A 20,293-nucleotide genomic window follows, 5' to 3' on the forward strand; every position below is an offset into this window, starting at 1 on the left:
AGCCGAATCATTCGGCTCTTTTTCTTACTCTTTTATCCGGAAACTCGGAAATAATCACCCCCGTAAGTATAATCCCGGAAGCAAGCAACTGCATAAAACTCATCTTTTCATCTAATATCAAAAAAGCCAAAAGTATAGTAAATACAGGTATAAGATTGATATAGACCGATGCCTTGTAAGCTTGCATCCTCGAAAGTGCAAAATTAAAAAGCCCGTATCCTCCCAAAGTTACCGCAACTCCAAGATATATAACCCAAAGTATCGCTTTTGTATCCCATATGGTTGTATAATGCCCAAATTCCCACAAAAAGAAAGGAAGAAAGAAAACAGCTCCGGCGAAAGACTGGAAAGCTGTCAAAAAAAGAGGTGTGAATTTTTTGGTTAAGTGCCTTATGGATACCGAGTATCCTGCTCCACATACCATAGCTAAAAATTCAAGAAAATTACCCAAAAGCGGATCTGTGGAAGTTTGCGAAACTTGCGAACTCATACTAAGCCAAATAGCTCCAAATATTGCCAAAAATGCCCCAAGCATCACTCTTTTAGTAATCACTTCACCTAAAAATATACCGGCTATCAAAGCAACCATTAAAGGCATAAGCGATGTTATCATGCCTGCGTTTGATGCTGATGTAAACTGCAACGCTTTAGCTTCAAAAAGAAAATACAAACATGGCTCTAAAAAAACCATGATAAGCAGATATTTCACATCATCTTTGCAAATTTTTTGTTTTATAAATTTATTTATAAAAAATACAAAGCATAAACTTGCTATTGCCATTCTGCCAAATATCACACTCATCGGACCAAGTGGTCCTATGGCTGATTTGAGTGCGATAAATGAACTAGCCCATACCATCATGGCTGCACAAAGTGCCAGTATCGAAAGCCAATCTATCGACATATCTTTAGAGTTCACAAAACTCCTTTAATCCTGGGGTTTAAAGAGAGGAATTATATCATAATATCTATAGAGTTCTTTTTGCTGTTGTTGTCATCAGAAGTTTGATCTTTGTAGGAATTTTTTAACTCGTTTAATTTTTCCTGATTTATCTCTTGTATAGCTTTTGCTTCCATCATGCTTGCACTTGCGGCGACTTTTAAGTCTTGAGGACTTGGGTCAGCCGGAGCTAAAGCTGCTGCTCTTAATTGCCTGGCAATTGCCAAAGTCTCTTTTGGATTACTTCCTTTTGCAACATGTATAGGAACTTCACCGCCTATGGCATACATTTTGCCATCAGGTCCTTTTTGGTATGTATAACTTGCTCCTCCGCTTACAACAGATCCGCCTGCAGCTAAGTGAGCTGCTTCGTGGGCTCTTACATGGGTATCTCTTTGTTTAAGTTTGATGACTTGTTCTTTTTGAGCAGTAGTTAAATGGTTTGGATCTTTTTTGTTGTCTTTAGAATCATTGTCACTTTTTTGGACACTACTGTCTTTGTTGGAATTATCTGATTGAAAAATCTTAGTATAGTTTGAAATCGTATTGATACTATCAATTTTCATAGAAAAATTATACCATATTTTATAAAAAAATGATAAAATAGTTCCAATTAGAACAAATAGAAGGAATTTGTATGGCCAAGTACACAAAAGAAGAAGTTATAAAGCTGATTAACCACAGAGATATAAAAGAGATAAAAGTTGCTGCTACGGATATAGATGGAGTACTTAGAGGCAAGTACATAAGTAAAACAAAGTTTTTGTCCGCACTTGAAAACGGTATCGGTTTTTGTGATGTTATCTTTGGATGGGACAGTAGTGATGAACTTTACGATGATTCCAAAGTAACAGGGTGGCATACCGCATACCCGGATGCTTTGGCAACTATAGATATAGATACACTAAGAGAATTGCCTCTTGAAAAAAATACTCTGCTTTTTTTGATGGATTTTGAAAAAAATCCTCCACATAAAGATGTCTGTCCAAGATCGCTTTTGAAAAGAGTCATAGAGTATGGAAGAACTTTGGACATATCATTTAATGCCGCCGCGGAGTTTGAATTTTTTCTTTTCGATGAAGATACCAACTCTTTACGAGAAAAAAAATATCAAGACTTAAAACCTTTTACTCCCGATATGTTCGGGTATTCACTACTTAGAAACAGTGTACACAGTGAATTTTACCAGGAGCTTCTTCAGCTTTGTAGAGATATGGATATGGAACTTGAGGGCATACACACTGAAACCGGACCGGGAGTTATAGAAAGTGCGATAACTTACGATGAACTGCTAAGTGCTGCGGACAAAGCCGTACTTTTTAAAACTTTTACAAAGATATTTGCCCAAAAAAAAGGTCTTATGGCGACTTTTATGGCAAAATGGTCAAACAATTATCCGGGACAATCAGGACACTTGCATATATCTGCATACGATAAAAACGGTAATGCACTTTTTTACGATACCAATAAAGAGTACAACATGAGTGATAAGATGAGATGGTTTATAGGTGGACAGCAACTTCTAATGGGCGAGCTTTTAAGCATGATAGCTCCCACTTGCAACTCATACACCAGACTAATACCGGGTTTTTGGGCTCCAACTCAAGCTACATGGGGTATCGACAATAGAACCTGCGCCATCAGAGCTATCCCGGGTAGTAAAAAATCACAAAGAGTCGAATACAGAGTAACCGCAGCCGATATTAACCCATATATAGCTCTTAGTGCGGCGGTTGGAAGCGGACTTTGGGGAATAGAGCATAAGATAGAACCCACAAAACCCATAAACGGCAATGCTTATGAGATAAATCTACCTAAAAAATTCCATTTTCCAAGAACACTTTTTGATGCAGCCCAAAATCTTAAAAGATCCAAAGCTGCAAAGGAGATATTTGGAGATACTTTTGTAGAGCATTATGCCATGAGCAGGGAATGGGAAGAAAATGAACAAAAAAAAGCCATAACAGACTGGCAACTTAAAAGATATTTTGAAATTATATAGGAGAGTATATGTCAACATTTAAAACTATAACACCAGTAGATAACAGCGTGTATCTTGAGATGAATTACCATAATTTGGATGATGTGGATAAAACCTTGCTGGAGGCAAAAAAAGCCCAAAAGGTATGGAAAGATGTTCCTTTGGATAAAAAAGAGAAGATCATGTTTGATTTTATCGAAGCTTTGAGCGGTAAAAGCGAAGAAATAGCCAAAGAATTGGCTTTTCAAATGGGGCGACCTGTAGCTTATGGAGCTTTGGAGATGAGAGGGTTCAAAGAAAGAGCAAGTTACATGATCAATATCGCAAAAGAGGCGTTAAAATCTTATCACCCCGAACCCAAAAAAGGCTTTGAAAGATCGATCGTAAAAGAACCTCTTGGTGTCGTTGCGGTTTTAAGTCCCTGGAATTATCCTTTTTTAACTTCGGTCAATGTGATAGTACCGGCACTGATGGCTGGAAATGCCGTTATATTGAGACACTCTACCCAGACTCCTTTGGTGGCAAAAAGATACCGGGAGGCCTTTGATGAAGTAGGACTTCCAAAAGGACTTTTTTCTCACCTGTACCTGACCCACAGTGACGCTTCCAAGTTTTTAGCCGATAAAAGAGTTGATGGAGTTTACTTTACGGGTTCGGTAAAAGGTGGGCTTGAAGTTCAAAAGGCTATCACAGACAAATTTATCCCCTGCGGACTCGAACTTGGAGGCAAGGATCCGGCTTATGTCACCGAAAGTGCAGATATAAAGTACAGCGCTGAAAACCTGGTTGACGGCTCATTTTTCAATTCAGGTCAGTCATGTTGTGGAATCGAGAGGATATATGTGCATGAGAAAGTTTATGATGATTTTATAAAAGAGTTTGTAAATATCACAAAAGAGTACAAGCTTGGCAATCCGCTTGATAAAAGTACAACCATAGGACCTATGGTAAAAACTTCAGCGGCTTCATATGTTAGAGATCAGATAAAAGAGGCTATCTCAAAAGGAGCTACGGCTTTGGTTGAAGAGAGTATGTTTGAAAATTCAAGAGAAAATTCCCCATATCTAGGACCTACTGTTTTAGTTGATGTGAACCACTCCATGAGCGTAATGAAAGAGGAGAGTTTTGGCCCGGTTGTGGGTATCATGAAAGTAAAAGATGATGATGAAGCGATACGACTTATGAATGATAGTGACTATGGGCTTACTGCATCTATCTGGAGTAAAGATAAAGAAAAAGCATATAAACTAGCACCTCTTTTGCAAACCGGGACGGTGTATCTAAACAGATGTGATTATCTAGACCCTGCACTTGCATGGACAGGGGTCAAGGATACAGGCAGAGGAGTTACACTCTCAAGATACGGATATGACCATGTAACAAGAGTCAAATCACTTCATTTTAAGGAGATATAAAATGTTGCCAAATACAAATTGGAATTATCCTACAACCGTTTGGTTCGGACATAATAGAGTAAATGATATAGTTCAAGCTTGTAAACAACTAGATATCACAACTCCTCTCATAGTTACGGATGAATCTTTAGTAAAACTTCCTATCATGCAAGATCTTCTTTCACCTCTTGAAAAAGAGAATGTCAAATATACCGTTTTTAGCGATGTGCAGCCAAATCCTACAAAAGAAAATGTAGATATGGGAGTAGAAGTCTTTAAAAAATATGGCTGTGACGGAGTGATAGCATTTGGTGGCGGCTCGGCTTTGGATGCCGGAAAAACCATAGCTTTTATGTCAAATCAAATTCTTGATATTTGGGAATTTGAAGATATAGGGGACAATTACACCAAAGCCGACACTTCAAATATAGCAAAATCCATAGCCATTCCTACAACAGCCGGTACAGGCTCTGAAGTAGGAAGAGCTACAGTTATAACCGATAGCAAAACACATGCAAAAAAGATCATATTCCATCCTCAGATGCTGCCTTCCATAGTTATATTAGATCCTAATTTGACATATAATTTACCAAAACATATAACAGCATGGACAGGCATAGATGCATTGGTACACTCGCTTGAAGCTTACTTTTCACCTCTTTTTCATCCTATGGCTGAAGGCATAGCTATAGAGAGCATACGTTTGATAAAGAAATATTTAAAAACCGCTTTCAATGAACCGCACAACGAAGATGCAAGAGCTTATATGCTAGTTGCTGCCATGATGGGAGCTACCGCTTTTCAAAAAGGATTGGGATCCGTTCACTCACTAGCTCATACCCTTGGAGGACTTTACAATATGCCTCACGGATTGGCAAATTCCATCATACTTCCTTATGCGATGTATCAAAATAGAACCGCCATAGAAGATAAAGCTAAAAAAATATGTAGATACTGCGATATACAAAATCCTTCCATTGACAGTCTCATAGAGTATATAATGCTCTTAAGAAAAGATTTGGAAATTCCAAACACTCTAAAAGAAGCAAAAATCCCTTTTGAAAATGAAGATATGATAGGTGAATTAGCCTATAAAGATCCTTCAACAGGAACAAACGCTAAAAAATTGGATAAAAATGACTTTGTAAAACTTTTTAAAGCTGCATATTTTGGAGATTTTAATATATTGGATTAAGTCTGAGTAAAAAACAGTAGTTTTTTCTACTGTTTTTTTTCATTATATGAACCGACTTTGGTCAGTTTTTCATACCTTTGTTTCATTCTTTCATCATCACTTAGAGATTTTAACTCTTTTATTTTATCCAGGAAGTAGTTTCCCAAAGCTTCGGCTGCAGATGATTTGTCTCTATGGGCTCCCATGATAGGTTCATCTATGATATCATCTATAAGTCCGAGTTTTTTTAAATCCTCGGCAGTTATTTTCATAGCTTTGGTAGCTTGTTCCTGCTTTGAAGGATCATTCCACAATATCGCCGCACACCCCTCCGGGGATATGACTGAAAATACAGAGTATCTCATCATGGCAAGTTTGTCACCAACTCCAACGGCCAAAGCTCCTCCGCTTCCGCCTTCTCCTATGACAACTGATATGGTTGGAGTATTTAGCCTGCTAAGCTCTAAAAGATTTCTTGCTATTGCCTCACTCTGTCCTCTCTCTTCGGCTCCGATACCGGGAAATGCACCGGGGGTATCAACCAAAAAAAGTATGGGGAGTTTAAACTTTTCAGCCATTTTGGCTACTCTTAACGCTTTTCTATACCCTTCAGGGTTTGGCATACCAAAATTTCTTTTTAATTTATACCTAGTGCCTCTACCTTTTTGTTCGCCTATAACAACTACTTTTTCATTTCCTATAAACCCGACAAAACATACTATGGCCGGATCATCTCTAAAAGCTCTATCCCCATGGATCTCATAGTAGTCTTTTAAAAGTGCTCTAACATAGTCAAGCGCATAAGGGCGATCAGGATGTCTGGCAAGTTGAAGTTTTTGATAGTCACTTAGATTTTTGTATGTTTTTGCAACTTCTTTATCTAACTCTTTTTGCAAAATTTTTACAGCTTCAGTATCATTTTTTATCTTTGCACTTGTTATATCATCATCAAGTTGCTTTATCTTATTTTCAAAATCTAAGTATGTCGCCACTTCTTACTCTTCGTAATTTTTAAATATCAAAACACCGTTCGTTCCACCAAACCCGAATGAATTGCTCATCACGACATCAAGATCTACTTTTCTCGCCTCGTTTGGTACATAGTCAAGATCACAGTCAGGATCAGGAGTGTCGTAGTTTATGGTAGGAGGTACGATACCGTCTCTTAATGCCATAACCGATATAACGGCTTCGGTTGATCCCGCAGCTCCAAGGCAGTGACCTATTTGGCCTTTGGTTGAGCTGACAAGTGGAATATTTTCTTTAAAAACACTCTTTATCGCCATTGTTTCGTACCAGTCATTATATTTAGTGCTTGTTCCGTGAGCATTTATATAGTCGACTTTTGGATCACCTGCCATTTTCAAAGCCGCCTTCATAGCTCTTGCAGCTCCTTCACCTTCAGGTGCAGGAGTAGTGATGTGATTTGCATCCCCACTCTCTCCAAAGCCTATAAGCTCTGCATATATCTTAGCCCCTCTTTGTTTGGCCGCTTCAAGTGATTCGAGTACAAGCGCGCCGGAACCTTCACCTATAACAAAACCGTCTCTATCTTTGTCAAAAGGACGTGAAGCTTTTTTAGGTTCATCATTTCTAGTTGAAAGTGCCTTCATAGCGGCAAATCCGCCGACACCTATCTCACATATCGCAGCTTCGGCTCCGACAACTAGCATCCTGTCCGCTCCGCCAAGCATGATAGTTTTGGCTGCTTCACTTACCGCATGGGTCCCCGCAGCACAAGCTGTAACAGAAGAAAGGTTCGGTCCTTTTAATTTATGTTCGATAGAAACAAAACCGCCTAGCATATTTACTAAAGCCGAAGGGATGAAAAACGGTGAAATTCTCCTTGGACCTCTTTCATGCTCGACAACCGCATTTTTTTGTATATTTGTAAGGCCGCCGATACCAGAAGCTGCGCTGATACCAAATCTATCACTATCATACTCGCTAAATCCGGCATCTTCCATAGCTTCTCTTGCGGCTTTAAGCCCAAGCTGGATAAATCTGTCGGCTTTTTTCACATCTTTGGGGTTTAAAACGGTAGTAGGATCAAAATCGCTTATCTCTCCTGCAATTTTTACAGAGTGTTTTTCAGTGTCAAACAAACTAATTCTTTTAATGCCACATTCACCCTCTACTATAGCCTTAAAAGAACTCTCTTTATCCATTCCTACCGAATTGATCATCCCAAGTCCGGTTACTACAATCCTTTTCAAAATTACCCCTTGATTTGATTTGAAGCATATCGGCAAAGTCATGCCGATATACCAAAATAATTTTTAATTATTTATTGTTTTCTATATATTTTATAGCATCGCCGACTGTCACTATAGACTCGGCATCACTATCAGGTATCTCTATATCAAACTTCTCTTCAAGTGCCATAACAAGCTCAACAACGTCCAATGAATCTGCGCCCAAATCTTCTACAAACTTAGAATCTTCTTTTACTTCATCAGGGTTTACATTTAGCTGTTCTACAACAACTTCCTTAACCTCATCAATTAACGCCATTATATTCTCCTTCAAAAAATTTGTAACATTCTATCAAAAAAAAGATTAAATTACAATTTTTAAAAATTGACATTACATCAACATACCACCGTTTACTCTGAGTGTTTCCCCGGTAATATACGAAGAGCTGTCACTAAGTAAAAATGCGACTGCTTCGGCAACATCTTTAGGATCACCGAATTTTCTAAGAGGAATTTTATCTATATAATTCTGCTTTATCTCATCACTTAACTTATCAGTCATATCTGTTGCTATGAAACCGGGTGTAACGGCGTTAAACCTGATACCCCTGCTAGCTCCCTCAAGTGCAAAACTTTTAGTCATAGCTATCATGCCGCCTTTACTTGCGCTGTAGTTTACCTGTCCGGCATTACCACTCTCTCCCACAATGGAAGATATGTTGACAACCGCACCAAATCTCTTTTTGCTCATAAGTTTTAATGACTCTCTACAGGCTATGAAAGCAGATGTAAGGTTGGCTTCAATGACTTTGGCAAACTCTTCGGTTTTCATTCTGATTGATAACTTGTCAAGCGTAATACCGGCATTGTTTACAAGATAAGAAAGTTCACCATCACTCTCAATGATAACCTTCAACCCCTCTTTCAAAGCCTCTTCGTCAGTTACATCAAACTTTACAACAGCGGCTTTTCCTCCGTTTGAAACTATATCATTCATCAACTCGTCGGCCAAATTAGGATTGCTTCTATAATTTATCCAAACCTTAAGTCCATAACCTGCTAAAACTTTAGCTATATCTCTACCTATACCTCTGCTTGCACCTGTTACAAGTACATTTTTCCCGCTAAATTTCATAATTCTCCTTTTTATTCGTGAATCGTGAATCGTGAGACGACATTTCGAATCTCACTCACCATTCTCAATTCTCAATTCTCAATTTTAAAATAGTGCTTCGTCCATCTCTTTTGGTTTTGGAAGTCCCATCAGTTTTAAAACCGTCGGGGCTATATTGCTCAAACCTCCGTTTTTTATCTTTTTTACATCTTTGTCGACTACAAAACAAAAAACATCCAAAGTCGTATGATTTGTCAGTGTATTACCATTTTCATCTTTCATCATTTCCACATTTCCATGATCACTTGTCAAAACTATGGAGTAATCTTTCTCTTGTGATTTTTTTAAAATCCTTCCTATCTCATTATCTACCGCTTCTACTGCTTTTATACCGGCTTCATAAACTCCGGTGTGTCCTACCATGTCACCATTTGCAAAATTTACCACGACAAAATCATACTCTTCATCCATAGCTTTTAGTACCGCATTCCCCACTTTGTGTGCACTCATCCTGGGCTCCATATCATAAGTAGGGACTTTCGGACTTGGTATCAGCACTCTTGTTTCATTTATCATAGGCTCTTCTACACCACCGTTAAAAAAGAATGTCACATGTGCATACTTTTCAGTTTCGGCAGTATGAAATTGGCTCAAACCCTCTTTTGAAATGATTTCTGCGAGTATGTTTTTAGGTTTTTCACTTTTAAAAAGTATCGGAAAAGGGTACTCTTTGTCATATTCGGTCATAGTAGCCACATTTACCTTTATATATTTTTCTCTATCAAATTCATCAAAGTTTTCAAACCCTATCGCCTTGGATATTTCTCTTGCTCTGTCATTTCTAAAATTGGTAAATATCACACCGTCATTCTCTTGAAAACCGTTGTACCCCTTAAATGCCACAGGCTCTATAAACTCATCGGTTATATCTTTTTGATATGACTCTTTTATATACTCTTCAGGCGATAGGTCAGTTTTCGGTTTTGCCAAAACTATGGCATCGTACCCTTTTTTAACTCTATCCCATCTGTTATCTCTATCCATAGTGTAGTATCTTCCGGACATAGTAGCGATTTTTATATCCTCATCACAAATTTGCTCCAACTCTTTTAGGTAGTTTACACCTGATCTTGGATCCACATCCCTGCCGTCTGTTATCATATGGATATATACTTTTTTGCCTCTTTCTTTGGCGATTTTAGCCAGTGCCAAAGTATGTTTTATATGGGAGTGAACCCCGCCGTCACTTATGAGTCCTACAAGATGGATATCCCCGCTTTTTTGCAATATCTCATTTAAAACAGGATTTTTTTCTATACTTTTATCCTCTATGGATTTGCTGATTTTTACAAGATTTTGATACAAAATCCTGCCGCTTCCTATGGTCATATGGCCTACTTCACTGTTGCCCATTTGACCTTCCGGGAGTCCTACCGCAAGCCCTGAAGTTTTAACCAAAGAGTATGGTACATTTTCAAAAAGATAATTGTATGTCGGCTTTATGGCTTCACAAAAAGCATTATGTTTGCAGGAATTGTTAAAACCTATGCCGTCAGTTATGATAAGTACTACTTTTTTACTCATAATATTTCCCTAAGTAATTTTATAGGGATATTTTACTATAATGTCCCTTTTATTTTAGTTAGGATACATTAATGCTTTATTTTATTTATGAAACATTTCATATCAATCTTTTCCAATACATTACATTAAGAGCCGGTGTGGCATTTTTCATTGGATTTGTTTTAACTTTATATCTTATGCCAAAATTCATCAAATGGGCTACAAAACAACATTTAAATCAGCCTATTTTTGACCTAGCACCCGGCACTCATCAAAAAAAGGGCGGAACGCCTACCATGGGAGGTATAGTCTTTACCGCTTCAACACTAATAGCAACTCTTTTAACTGTAAAATTGACCAATACATATGCCCTCACAGGCATACTTACCATACTCTTCTTTTCATTGATAGGTGCAAAAGATGATATATCCAAAATAACAGGCAAAAAGAATGATTCGGGCTTGAAACCAAGAACGAAGATGCTGCTACAGATAGTTTTTGCATTTATCGTATCTGCCGTTCTGTATTATTTCAGCGGGATCGATCACAACTTGTATATACCTTTTTACAAACATCCGCTTATAAATCTTGCATGGTTTGTCATACCATTTTGGATATTGGTTATGGTCTCTACCAGTAATGCGGTTAACCTGACCGATGGACTTGACGGTCTTGCTACGGTGCCTTCTGTTTTTAGTTTTTTAAGTTTGGGAGTATTCGTATATATAAGCGGCAATGCGATCTTAAGTGCTCACTTTTTGCTTCCAAAAGTAAGTGGTGTGGGTGAAGTATCTATCATAGCGGCGGCATTTGTAGGATCGTTAATAGGATTTTTATGGTACAACTGCCATCCTGCCGAAGTCTTCATGGGTGATAGCGGGAGTCTTAGCATCGGTGCTTTTATGGGATATATGGCTATCGTTTCTAAAAATGAGATACTTCTTATCATCATAGGATTTATATTTGTTCTTGAAACGCTTTCAGTGATACTTCAAGTCGGCAGCTTTAAAGCAAGAAAAAAGAGGATATTTCACATGGCACCTCTACATCATCACTTCGAGATACACGGTTGGGCAGAGAGCAAGATCATAGTCAGGTTTTGGATCATAGCTTTGATAGCCAATATCATAGCTCTTATAACTATAAAGATAAGATGAGCATATGAGTAGATGAGTAGATGGGAGTATGAGTAGATGAGTAGATGGGAGTATGAGATGATGGGTATAATCCACTCGTTCACCCATTCACCCATCCACCCATCCTCAATCGACCGAAGGGAGATTTTAATGAGTATATCACTTTTTGGATATGGAAAGACTACAAAAGCTATAGCCGACAGAGTAAATGGATGTAAGTTCTTTGATGATAACGTAAAAGAGATAACCGAAAAAGATAATCATACCGTTTACCCCTCTTTTATGTTCAATCCCGATGAAAGCTTACTCGAGATACCAAGCCCGGGTATTCCTCCCTGCAATGACATGATAAAAAGAGCAAAAAATCTTGTAAGTGATTATGACTTTTTCTATCAAAAGAACAAACAAAGACCGTTTAACATATGGGTAAGCGGAACGAATGGCAAAACAACAGTAACAAAAATGTTAGGACATTTACTAAAAGACAAAGGAGGAGTGATCGGTGGCAATGTAGGAACGCCTTTGGCAAAGCTTCCAAATACAGCTATACATATACTTGAAACAAGCTCTTTTACACTTCACTATACCAATATAGCAAAACCGGACATTTACATACTTTTACCGGTAAGCGAGGATCACATAAGTTGGCATGGAAGCTTTGAAGAGTACAAAAAAGCAAAAGCAAAACCACTGGAATTTTTAAAAGAAGGTGAAGCGATCATCCTGCCAAAAGAGTTTGAAGACACTGCTACAAACGGTTTTAAAATAACATACGAGAGCACGGATAAACTAGCAGAGTATTTTGACATAGACATAAAAAAGATAAACTTTCTTGAGCCTTTTTTGTTTGATGCCGTTATAGCACTTGGGGTTACGAAGATACTTTTTGACGACATCGACTATGATCTGATAAATTCCTTTCATATCGACCCGCACAGACTCGAAGAGTTTAAAGACAAAAAAGGCAGACTTTGGGTAAATGATTCAAAAGGAACAAATCTGCATGCGACCCTCAATGCCATAAAAAGATACCAAAATTTCACTATACATCTGATACTGGGAGGTGATGACAAGGGGGCTGATTTAACTCCTTTGTTTGATATCCTAAAAGATATGAATGTTTACATATACGCAGTCGGCAGTAACAAAGATAAAATTGTCAATTTATCACAAGATATAGACAAAAAAGCAACTAAATGCAATACATTGGAAGATGCGGTACAAAAGATAGATAAAATTCATGATAAAACCTCAGTCGCTCTCCTCTCTCCTGCTGCTTCAAGCCTGGATGAATACCCATCATATAAAGACAGAGGCAATCTATTTAAAGAACTTGTAACGGGTTTAAGTTAGTTTTTAAAAGTTTTAGTTATAATTTCATTCTAAATTTTTTGGCCAGATAGCTCAGTCGGTAGAGCAGGTGACTGAAAATCACCGTGTCGGCGGTTCGATTCCGTCTCTGGCCACCACCTTTCTTCTGATATTTTTCTTAATCTCTGCCAAAATATCCCCGATAAAACTTTGTTTAAACCAAAAGAGAGTAAAATTTTACAAAATTTTGTAACATAAGAAGTATTTATGGTTAGAAACAGAATCACAGAAGAAACCGCTCTTTTTGCCAGTGTCGCCAAGTGGCTGTTTTTGTCAACTATCATAGGATTGGTTGTAGGAGCGGGTGTCTCACTCTTTTTAAAAATAATAGAATATTTTATACACAAACAAGGGGTTTTACCCTTTCATTACTATTTTTTACTTCCATTGGCGCTTATAACTTCAGTATATCTTGTCAAAAAATTCGCTCCCGATGCGGAAGGACATGGAACAGAAAAAGTCATACAGGCGATCCATGAAAAAAACGGACTTATCGATGTTGCGGTAATCCCGGTAAAAGTTTTAGCTACTATCATCACTATAGCTGCGGGCGGTTCAGTGGGTAAAGAGGGGCCAAGTGCACAGATAGGCGCTGGAGTAGCCTCAGTATTTGCTACATTTTTAAAATTTAGTGACGAGGATAGAAAAGCTATCGTTATATGTGGTATCAGTGCCGGTTTTGCGGCGGTTTTTGGCACACCTATCGCCGGTGCGGTTTTTGGGGTGGAAGTTTTGATAGTGGGCTCCATACTCTATAGTGTACTTTTACCCTCTTTTATAGCCGGATTTGCCGCATACTTGGTATCTCAAACCATGGGAACACCCTATATATCGTTTGATTTTGACTTTTACCCCAAATACGGACTGAATGAAATACTTTTTTTAAAAGTAGTTGTTGCGGGCATACTGTTTGGTTTGATTTCAGATCTTACCATAACCATAGTTCATGCCATAGGCAATTGGGCAAAAAAAGAACTAGTCATGGGGTATGTTAAAAAAGCCTTTATAGGCGGTATGTTCCTGATAGGTTTGGCTCTGCTTTTTGGTGATCAATATCTTGGTCTTGGAATGCAGCAGATAGGAAACAGTATAAACAACCCTACAGGCGGCGGTGTACACTGGTATGACTTTTTTTTAAAGATCATATTTACAGGTCTTAGTCTTGGCTTTGGAGGAAGCGGTGGAGTTATAACACCTCTTTTTTTCATAGGCTCTACAAGCGGAAATGCCATAGGCCATCTCTTAAACGGCAATATACAGTTTTTTGCCGCCATAGGTCTTGTAAGCGTTATAGCCGGTGCTGCAAACACCCCTATAGCAGCTGCCATAATGGCACTGGAGCTTTTTGGTATCCAATCAGCTCACTATGCGGCGATTTCAGGCATCATAGCATATCTTATAACAGGTCATAGAAGTATTTACCCTTCCCAAATACTTGCTTTTAAAAAGTCTCAGTATCTTGAAGTACCTACCGGACACGATATGGAGCATACTAGAGTCGAAGGTACCAAGTCTGTTACACTAAACAGGCTAAGAGAGAGATGGCAGCAAAAAAAGGGATTGAAAAAGCCGGATAACGACATTAAAGAGTGATACTTTTTCTTATCTCTTTATAATCTGGAAAGATTTTTGACACTTCATTCCAAAAATCTTTGGAGTGATTTTTATGTTTGATATGAGATAATTCATGGACGATAACATAATCTATCTGCTCATATGGTAATTTTGCTAAAAGAGTATTAAAGGTCAGCACATCATCACCCGAGCAACTACCAAGTCTTCTTTTCATTTTTCTATACTTTATATCTTTTGGATAAAGTGAGAGTTTTCGTGAAAAATAGCTTATACGAAGAGATATGAATTTACTGATTTCAGTTTTATAAAATTTCTCTACCCAGTTTTTGGGGTCTTTTAAAATTTTATAGCGATAATATATATTGTCCCCGTCAAAACTTATATCTTCTTGACTACTTTTTTGATAAACAAACGGATAGCTTCGTCCAAAAAGGTATATCCTTCCGTTATCTTTATAAATATTATCTTTTTTTTGACGGGCAAGACTTTTGTCAATGGCGCGTTTTATCCACTCTCTTTTTTTCTCCATTAGAGCAAGGGCTTCTTTTTTTCTGTAAGCCGAGCTAGTCAAAGTAACTTCACCGTTTTTATCTACTTTGATATATATATTTTTGATTTTAGGTTTTATAATGTGTTTAAATTTCATGTTTTCTCTAATTTTTTGTATAATTATCCCGAATTTTGCATTAGAAGTTGTTAAAGATATGCCAATGCTTATAGTAGAGGAGGTTTCTTAAAATTTGCAGGACTACCTGGATGGTAATTTAAGAATTTTAAGAAAACTCCTATGCTATAATGATTGGTATATATTTGATGATTTCTGATGCAAAATTCGGGATCTCACCAAAGGAGTTGCCATGGGAAATGAAAAAAATAAAAATAAAGTTCAAATTTGGGTGAAAAAGGAGACTTTGGAGTATGAGGAAGAGCTTCGAAAACTGCAAATCGAACTTTTAAAATGGCAAAATCATGTAAAAGAAAAGGGGTTGAAATACCTTATCATTTTCGAAGGAAGGGATGCCGCGGGAAAAGGCGGGACTATCAAAAGGATAACCGAACATTTGAACCCCAGGGGTGCCAGAGTCGTAGCACTTGAAAAACCAAGCGATGTGGAGAAAACCCAGTGGTATTTTCAAAGATATGCCAAACACTTGCCAAGTGCGGGTGAGATAGTACTGTTTGATAGAAGTTGGTACAATAGAGCCATGGTGGAACCTGTTATGGGGTTTTGTACCGAAAGAGAACATCACAAATTTTTAAAAGATGCACCGGATTTTGAAAGAATGATAGTAGAAAGCGGTACCAAACTTTTCAAGTTTTACTTTTCCGTCTCTAAAGAGGAGCAAGCAAGAAGATTTAAAGCGAGAGAAACCGATCCTTTAAAGCAGTATAAGCTGTCCCCAGTTGATAAGTTGTCTCAAAAGTATTGGGATGAGTATACTTTGGCTAAATTTATGATGTTAAGTTCCACCCATACCGAACATGCACCATGGACCATCATAAAAAGTAACAACAAAAAGAAAGCAAGATTAAATACCATAAAGCACTTACTAAACTTTGTTGATTATCCTGATAAAATCGATCCTAAAGAGATAGAGGTGGATAGAGATATAGTAGTTTACGGAAGAGATGAGGCCATAAGAATGGAGAAAAATTTTAAATTTAAAATCGTCGATAAAAATATAGGAGGATAAGATGAGCAATAAGATAAAAATCGTATGTCCAAACTGTCACAAGACCAATGCCATTCCTGCAGATAAAGAGGTGCATAAGGCAAACTGCGGTGCTTGTGGACATTCACTTTTGGATACTCATCCGGTATCTTTGGATGAAAGCAGTTTTGAAAAACATATACTAAACAGTGATATTCCAGTTATTGTTGACTTTTGGGCTGAGTGGTGCGGGCCTTGTAAAATGATGGCTCCAAACTTTGAAGCTGCGGCGGCTCATTTTCCGCTTAAAGCACAATTTGCCAAGGTAAATACAGAACACTACCCTGCTCTCTCCCAGAGATTTGGCATAAGAGGGATACCGACTATCATCATCTTCAAAAACGGTACTGAAGTTCACAGGGTTTCAGGTGCATTAGATCAAAATTCCATCATAAACCTAGTAAATCAATTTGTATAAAGTTCTGTTTTCATTTATCATCTTACTCTTTTATTCGGGGTGTACCACAAAAAATACTCCCCTAATAAATCAAGCTCAAATAGACATAAAAACACTTATAAAAGAAAACAATATACCATCAATTTCCATTGACATTAAAAGCTTTTGGCAAAAGTATCTGCATCCATGGTCACTAAAAAAATTTGATATCTCATCACTGCAGGCTTCATGGGCAAACAGAGCGTTTGGAAAAGAAAAATTCTTTGCCGAAAACAAACTTCCTTGGAGTATAAAAAACATAGGTAATATCATAAAACAGACAAATTTTGATAATTTCAACCAAGCTCCATCCTATGCAATCACTACCAAAAATACACAAGTCAGAAATCTACCCACCAACAAACCTTTTATGCTAAATCCAAAACTTGACGGAGAGGGATTTGCTTTTGATTATCTGCAAAATACAAGACTTCATGTAAATACACCTCTTCTCATATCTCATACCAATCTTGACGGCTCTTGGGTATTTGCAAAGAACCCTTCATCTTATGGATGGATAAAAGTAAGTGACATATACAAAATATCCAAAGAGGAGATAAACAAGTGGAAAAATTACCCCAAATTGGTCATCACAAAAGATAATACTCCCATATATGATATCAAGCAAAACTTTCTATTTTACTCGAAAATGGGAGATATATACCCCTTGATAAATGATGAAAAAGATAATGATCTTTACAAAAGCTTTATCTACAACAGATATAAAGGTAAATTATATATAAAAATCCCAAAAGAGTATGCTTCAAAATTCCCTCTGCATTTTGATAAACAAAATATCTCAAAAACCACCGGGGAACTCTTAAGAGAAAATTACGGCTGGGGCAGTTTTATGGGCAATCGTGACTGTTCAGCTCTAACTCAAGACTATTTTAGGGTTTTTGGAATATGGCTACCAAGAAACTCATCTTTTCAAAGCAAATATGGCACAACTATAACATTAAAAGGCAAAAGCGATAAGGAAAAAGAGCAACTGATTCAAAAAAATGCACTTGCTTTTTTATCTCTTTTGCATTTAAAAGGGCATATCATGCTTTATGTGGGAACTTACAAAGATAAGTCTTATGTTTTGCATAACCTGTGGGGCATACATACAAAGGATAATACCAGATATATCATAGGAAAAGCTCTCATATCAGATCTTTATCTTGGAAAAAACTTGCCAAATCTAACCAAAGAATCTCTTTTGATCGAGAGGATCGATACACTCACAGTTTATCCAAAAGATATCATACTGCAAAAATGATTATCTGCTTTTTGCATATCTCAAGATAAGATAGCCGACAATACCTGATAAAAAAGAGCTTAATAATATGGCCAATTTATCGGCATAATGAAAAATCTCCGTATCATTATATGCCAGCGAATCGACAAAAAGACTCATAGTAAAACCAATACCTGTCAGTACTGCCAGTCCGTACAGTTGCATCCAACTGCTATCTTTGGGAAGGCTTGCTAAACCTAGCTTTATAGCTATAAAACTAAATCCGAAAACTCCCACTTGCTTTCCTATGAAAAGTCCCAGCATTATGCCAGCTGGAACCGTACTGAACATATCGCCTACCGAGATGCCGTTCAAACTTACTCCGGCATTTACAAATGCAAAAAGAGGTAGTATCAAAAATGCCACCCAGTAGTGTAAATCATGCTCCAACTCTTTCGCCATTGAAAATCTTTCTCCATCTTTTGTGGTTGAATTAAGAGGTATGAAAAATGCCAAAGCCACACCTGCTAAAGTCGCATGTACGCCGGACTTTAAAACACTGACCCAAAGTACGATACCCACCAGGATGTATGCAGCTTTTTTTACAACCCCCATTTTGTTCATTATAAAAAGCACTACCAGACTCAAAGAAGATACAATCATGGAGACAACGGATAAATCCGAAGTATAAAAAAGAGCTATGATGATGATAGCACCCAAGTCATCTATGATGGCAAGCGCCATCAAAAAAAGCTTCAAAGATACCGGGACTCTTTTCCCAAGTAGTGATAAAATCCCCAACGCAAACGCTATATCGGTAGCGGTAGGTATGGCCCATCCTTTAAGAGCAAAAGCGTCTGCTCTGTTTATAAAAGCAAATATCAAAGCAGGAATTATCATACCTCCCAAAGCGGCGATACCAGGTAGTGCTACTTGTTTTAGAGATGAAAGCTGTCCTTCTAAAACTTCCCTTTTTACTTCCAAGCCTATCAAAAAGAAAAAGATAGCCATCAATCCGTCGTTAACCCAAAGAAGTAACGGTTTTGCTATCTGCAGACTTCCAAAACGAATCTCGACATGAGTATGCAAAAAACTGTTGTACAACCCATGCAAAGAACTGTTTTCAAGTATCAAAGCCACTATGGTTACAAATATAAGCAGTATACCCGCGCTTGACTCTTTTTTTATAAAATTTTCTATCATATTCATCGGTAATTTTTTCCTTGTTTTTAAAAATAGCTATAATTTTATCATAAAGCAGATATATGTCAAGACAAAAATCTCTTTAGATATTTAGCGACATCTAAAGCAATCTTTGTAATAATGTTTAAAAACATTCGGGATATTTATGGCAAATCAAAAATTATCTTATATATATGCCTTAAGTGCCGTGCTTCTTTGGTCTACGGTTGCTACTGCTTTCAAAGTGGCTCTTAGGTCTTTAAGTCCAGTAGAACTGCTTTTGTACTCTTCTTTGAGTGCTCTTCTTTTTTTAACGCTGTTGATAATCCTGCAAAAAAAGGTAGCTAAAACCATCGATTATATCAAAAAGTATTTTTTCATCACCATCTTACTTGGGGTGATCAACCCTTTTGTATACTATCTTGTACTTTTTAAAGCCTATGATATGCTACCGGCACAGGAAGCTCAGGCTATAAACTATACCTGGGCATTGATGCTATCGTATCTGAGTGTTGTTTTTTTAAGGCACAGACTTTCGATCTATGATATCATTGCCGGTTTTATGGCATATTTTGGAGTACTTGTTATAGCTACAAAGGGTGATGTAACATCTTTACACTTCTCAAACGATATAGGTGTTTTATTGGCACTGCTTAGTACCGTCTTATGGTCATTTTACTGGATATTCAATACGAAGATAAAAGCCGATCCGATTATATCTCTTTTTTGCAATTTTCTAGTAGGCTTTACTTTGATCCTTATATATTTTGTAACTTATGAAAAATTTAGAAGCATCGGTTTTGAAAGTGTTGTCTCGAGTGTATATGTAGGGCTTTTTGAAATGGGGATCACTTTCATACTGTGGCTAAAAGCGTTAAAACAGAGTGAAAACACGAGTAAAACAGCAAATTTGATATTTTTGTCCCCGGTATTGTCTTTAGTTTTTATACATTATATCGCGGGAGAAAAGATAGAAAATTCTACGATAGTAGCGCTTATTTTTATACTCATAGGATTATCAATCCAAAATAAAACAAAGGAAAAATATGCAAAAAATATTTGATTGTATCGACGGATACTTAAAGGATTTGGAAGATGAGATACTGCGAATCGTTTCGGACCAATCCATCCCCCTAACCAAAAAAAACCAACTTATGGAACCCATAGCGGATCAAAAAAAAATTTTGACATATACCAAAGAAGCGCTTTTGAAGATAAAAGATAAAAAATATGAAGCCAAATGCGGTATGAGCAGCCTCTAATTAAAATTATGCTATAATCATTTCTTATTTTGGATC

General features: G+C 37.3%; 20 protein-coding genes and 1 tRNA gene. 12 read left to right on the forward strand and 9 right to left on the reverse strand.

Going from position 1 to position 20,293, the window contains the following annotated elements; translation table 11 throughout:
* Window positions 1–7: 7 nt before the first annotated feature.
* Together ACZ47B_RS06460 and ACZ47B_RS06465 are read right to left on the reverse strand one after the other, a co-directional pair.
* Window positions 8–919 (reverse strand): DMT family transporter, encoded by a 912-nt coding sequence (locus ACZ47B_RS06460; protein WP_464893719.1) that lies wholly within the window; start codon window positions 917–919, stop codon window positions 8–10.
* 35 nt (window positions 920–954) lie between these two features.
* The gene (locus tag ACZ47B_RS06465; protein ID WP_464893720.1) at window positions 955–1,506 is read right to left on the reverse strand and encodes a putative metalloprotease CJM1_0395 family protein; all 552 of its coding nucleotides are present in this window, start codon (window positions 1,504–1,506) and stop codon (window positions 955–957) included.
* A gap of 71 nt (window positions 1,507–1,577) precedes the next feature.
* Here ACZ47B_RS06465 and ACZ47B_RS06470 point away from each other — a divergent pair, with 71 nt between their 5' ends.
* The 3 genes from ACZ47B_RS06470 to ACZ47B_RS06480 are packed head-to-tail and all read left to right on the forward strand — an operon-like array spanning window position 1,578 to window position 5,510.
* Entirely contained in the window at window positions 1,578–2,942 is a 1,365-nt protein-coding gene (locus ACZ47B_RS06470) for a glutamine synthetase family protein (protein WP_464893721.1), read from the forward strand.
* Window positions 2,943–2,950: 8 nt separating this feature from the next.
* Window positions 2,951–4,336, forward strand: coding sequence for an aldehyde dehydrogenase family protein (locus ACZ47B_RS06475; protein ID WP_464893722.1), 1,386 nt, complete (start codon window positions 2,951–2,953; stop codon window positions 4,334–4,336).
* A 1-nt stretch (window position 4,337) separates the two neighbouring features.
* Window positions 4,338–5,510, forward strand: coding sequence for an iron-containing alcohol dehydrogenase (locus ACZ47B_RS06480; protein ID WP_464893723.1), 1,173 nt, complete (start codon window positions 4,338–4,340; stop codon window positions 5,508–5,510).
* Between the two features lie 26 nt (window positions 5,511–5,536).
* On the opposite strand, the gene accA is transcribed toward ACZ47B_RS06480, so the two are convergent.
* From accA to gpmI, 5 genes are all read right to left on the reverse strand, one after another.
* Window positions 5,537–6,481 carry an acetyl-CoA carboxylase carboxyl transferase subunit alpha gene (gene accA / locus ACZ47B_RS06485; protein ID WP_464893724.1) on the reverse strand — a complete coding sequence of 315 codons (945 nt, stop codon included), beginning with the start codon at window positions 6,479–6,481 and terminating at the stop codon, window positions 5,537–5,539.
* Between the two features lie 3 nt (window positions 6,482–6,484).
* Complete coding sequence (locus ACZ47B_RS06490) at window positions 6,485–7,705, reverse strand: beta-ketoacyl-ACP synthase II (RefSeq protein WP_464893725.1); 1,221 nt, start codon at window positions 7,703–7,705, stop codon at window positions 6,485–6,487.
* 67 nt (window positions 7,706–7,772) lie between these two features.
* The gene (gene acpP / locus ACZ47B_RS06495) at window positions 7,773–8,003 is read right to left on the reverse strand and encodes an acyl carrier protein (protein WP_464893726.1); all 231 of its coding nucleotides are present in this window, start codon (window positions 8,001–8,003) and stop codon (window positions 7,773–7,775) included.
* Between the two features lie 72 nt (window positions 8,004–8,075).
* Window positions 8,076–8,819, reverse strand: a complete 744-nt coding sequence (gene fabG / locus ACZ47B_RS06500) for a 3-oxoacyl-ACP reductase FabG (RefSeq protein WP_464893727.1) — start codon at window positions 8,817–8,819, stop codon at window positions 8,076–8,078.
* 84 nt (window positions 8,820–8,903) lie between these two features.
* Complete coding sequence (gpmI, locus tag ACZ47B_RS06505; RefSeq protein WP_464893728.1) at window positions 8,904–10,382, reverse strand: 2,3-bisphosphoglycerate-independent phosphoglycerate mutase; 1,479 nt, start codon at window positions 10,380–10,382, stop codon at window positions 8,904–8,906.
* Between the two features lie 71 nt (window positions 10,383–10,453).
* Here gpmI and mraY point away from each other — a divergent pair, with 71 nt between their 5' ends.
* The 4 genes from mraY (at window position 10,454) to ACZ47B_RS06525 (ending at window position 14,461) form a co-directional block, all read left to right on the forward strand.
* Window positions 10,454–11,518, forward strand: coding sequence for a phospho-N-acetylmuramoyl-pentapeptide-transferase (gene mraY, locus ACZ47B_RS06510; RefSeq protein WP_464893729.1), 1,065 nt, complete (start codon window positions 10,454–10,456; stop codon window positions 11,516–11,518).
* A gap of 129 nt (window positions 11,519–11,647) precedes the next feature.
* Window positions 11,648–12,850, forward strand: a complete 1,203-nt coding sequence (murD, locus tag ACZ47B_RS06515; RefSeq protein ID WP_464893730.1) for a UDP-N-acetylmuramoyl-L-alanine--D-glutamate ligase — start codon at window positions 11,648–11,650, stop codon at window positions 12,848–12,850.
* A gap of 40 nt (window positions 12,851–12,890) precedes the next feature.
* A tRNA-Phe gene (locus ACZ47B_RS06520) sits at window positions 12,891–12,966 on the forward strand.
* A 109-nt stretch (window positions 12,967–13,075) separates the two neighbouring features.
* On the forward strand, window positions 13,076–14,461 hold the full coding sequence (locus ACZ47B_RS06525; protein WP_464893731.1) for a chloride channel protein: 1,386 nt from the start codon (window positions 13,076–13,078) through the stop codon (window positions 14,459–14,461).
* Here the strand turns inward: ACZ47B_RS06525 and ACZ47B_RS06530 are convergent.
* On the reverse strand, window positions 14,451–15,089 hold the full coding sequence (locus ACZ47B_RS06530) for a M48 family metallopeptidase (protein ID WP_464893732.1): 639 nt from the start codon (window positions 15,087–15,089) through the stop codon (window positions 14,451–14,453). The genes ACZ47B_RS06525 and ACZ47B_RS06530 overlap by 11 nt on opposite strands.
* Before the next feature lie 211 nt (window positions 15,090–15,300).
* Between ACZ47B_RS06530 and ppk2 the strand changes: the two genes are divergently transcribed.
* From ppk2 to ACZ47B_RS06545, 3 genes are read left to right on the forward strand one after another with little or no spacing between them, the layout of a single operon-like run.
* A complete protein-coding gene (gene ppk2, locus ACZ47B_RS06535; RefSeq protein WP_464893733.1) occupies window positions 15,301–16,137 on the forward strand; it encodes a polyphosphate kinase 2 in 837 nt (278 codons plus the stop codon).
* Window position 16,138: 1 nt separating this feature from the next.
* Entirely contained in the window at window positions 16,139–16,573 is a 435-nt protein-coding gene (trxC, locus tag ACZ47B_RS06540; RefSeq protein ID WP_464893734.1) for a thioredoxin TrxC, read from the forward strand.
* Window positions 16,566–17,855 (forward strand): SH3 domain-containing C40 family peptidase, encoded by a 1,290-nt coding sequence (locus ACZ47B_RS06545; RefSeq protein ID WP_464893735.1) that lies wholly within the window; start codon window positions 16,566–16,568, stop codon window positions 17,853–17,855. The genes trxC and ACZ47B_RS06545 overlap by 8 nt, the downstream gene beginning before the upstream one ends.
* On the opposite strand, the gene nhaA is transcribed toward ACZ47B_RS06545, so the two are convergent.
* Complete coding sequence (gene nhaA / locus ACZ47B_RS06550) at window positions 17,856–19,022, reverse strand: Na+/H+ antiporter NhaA (RefSeq protein WP_464893736.1); 1,167 nt, start codon at window positions 19,020–19,022, stop codon at window positions 17,856–17,858.
* A gap of 139 nt (window positions 19,023–19,161) precedes the next feature.
* Between nhaA and ACZ47B_RS06555 the strand changes: the two genes are divergently transcribed.
* The gene (locus ACZ47B_RS06555) at window positions 19,162–20,058 is read left to right on the forward strand and encodes a DMT family transporter (protein WP_464893737.1); all 897 of its coding nucleotides are present in this window, start codon (window positions 19,162–19,164) and stop codon (window positions 20,056–20,058) included.
* Window positions 20,042–20,257, forward strand: coding sequence for a hypothetical protein (locus ACZ47B_RS06560; RefSeq protein WP_464893738.1), 216 nt, complete (start codon window positions 20,042–20,044; stop codon window positions 20,255–20,257). The genes ACZ47B_RS06555 and ACZ47B_RS06560 overlap by 17 nt, the downstream gene beginning before the upstream one ends.
* The last annotated feature ends 36 nt before the right edge of the window (window positions 20,258–20,293 follow it).

The organism is Thiofractor thiocamini, from assembly GCF_055384375.1.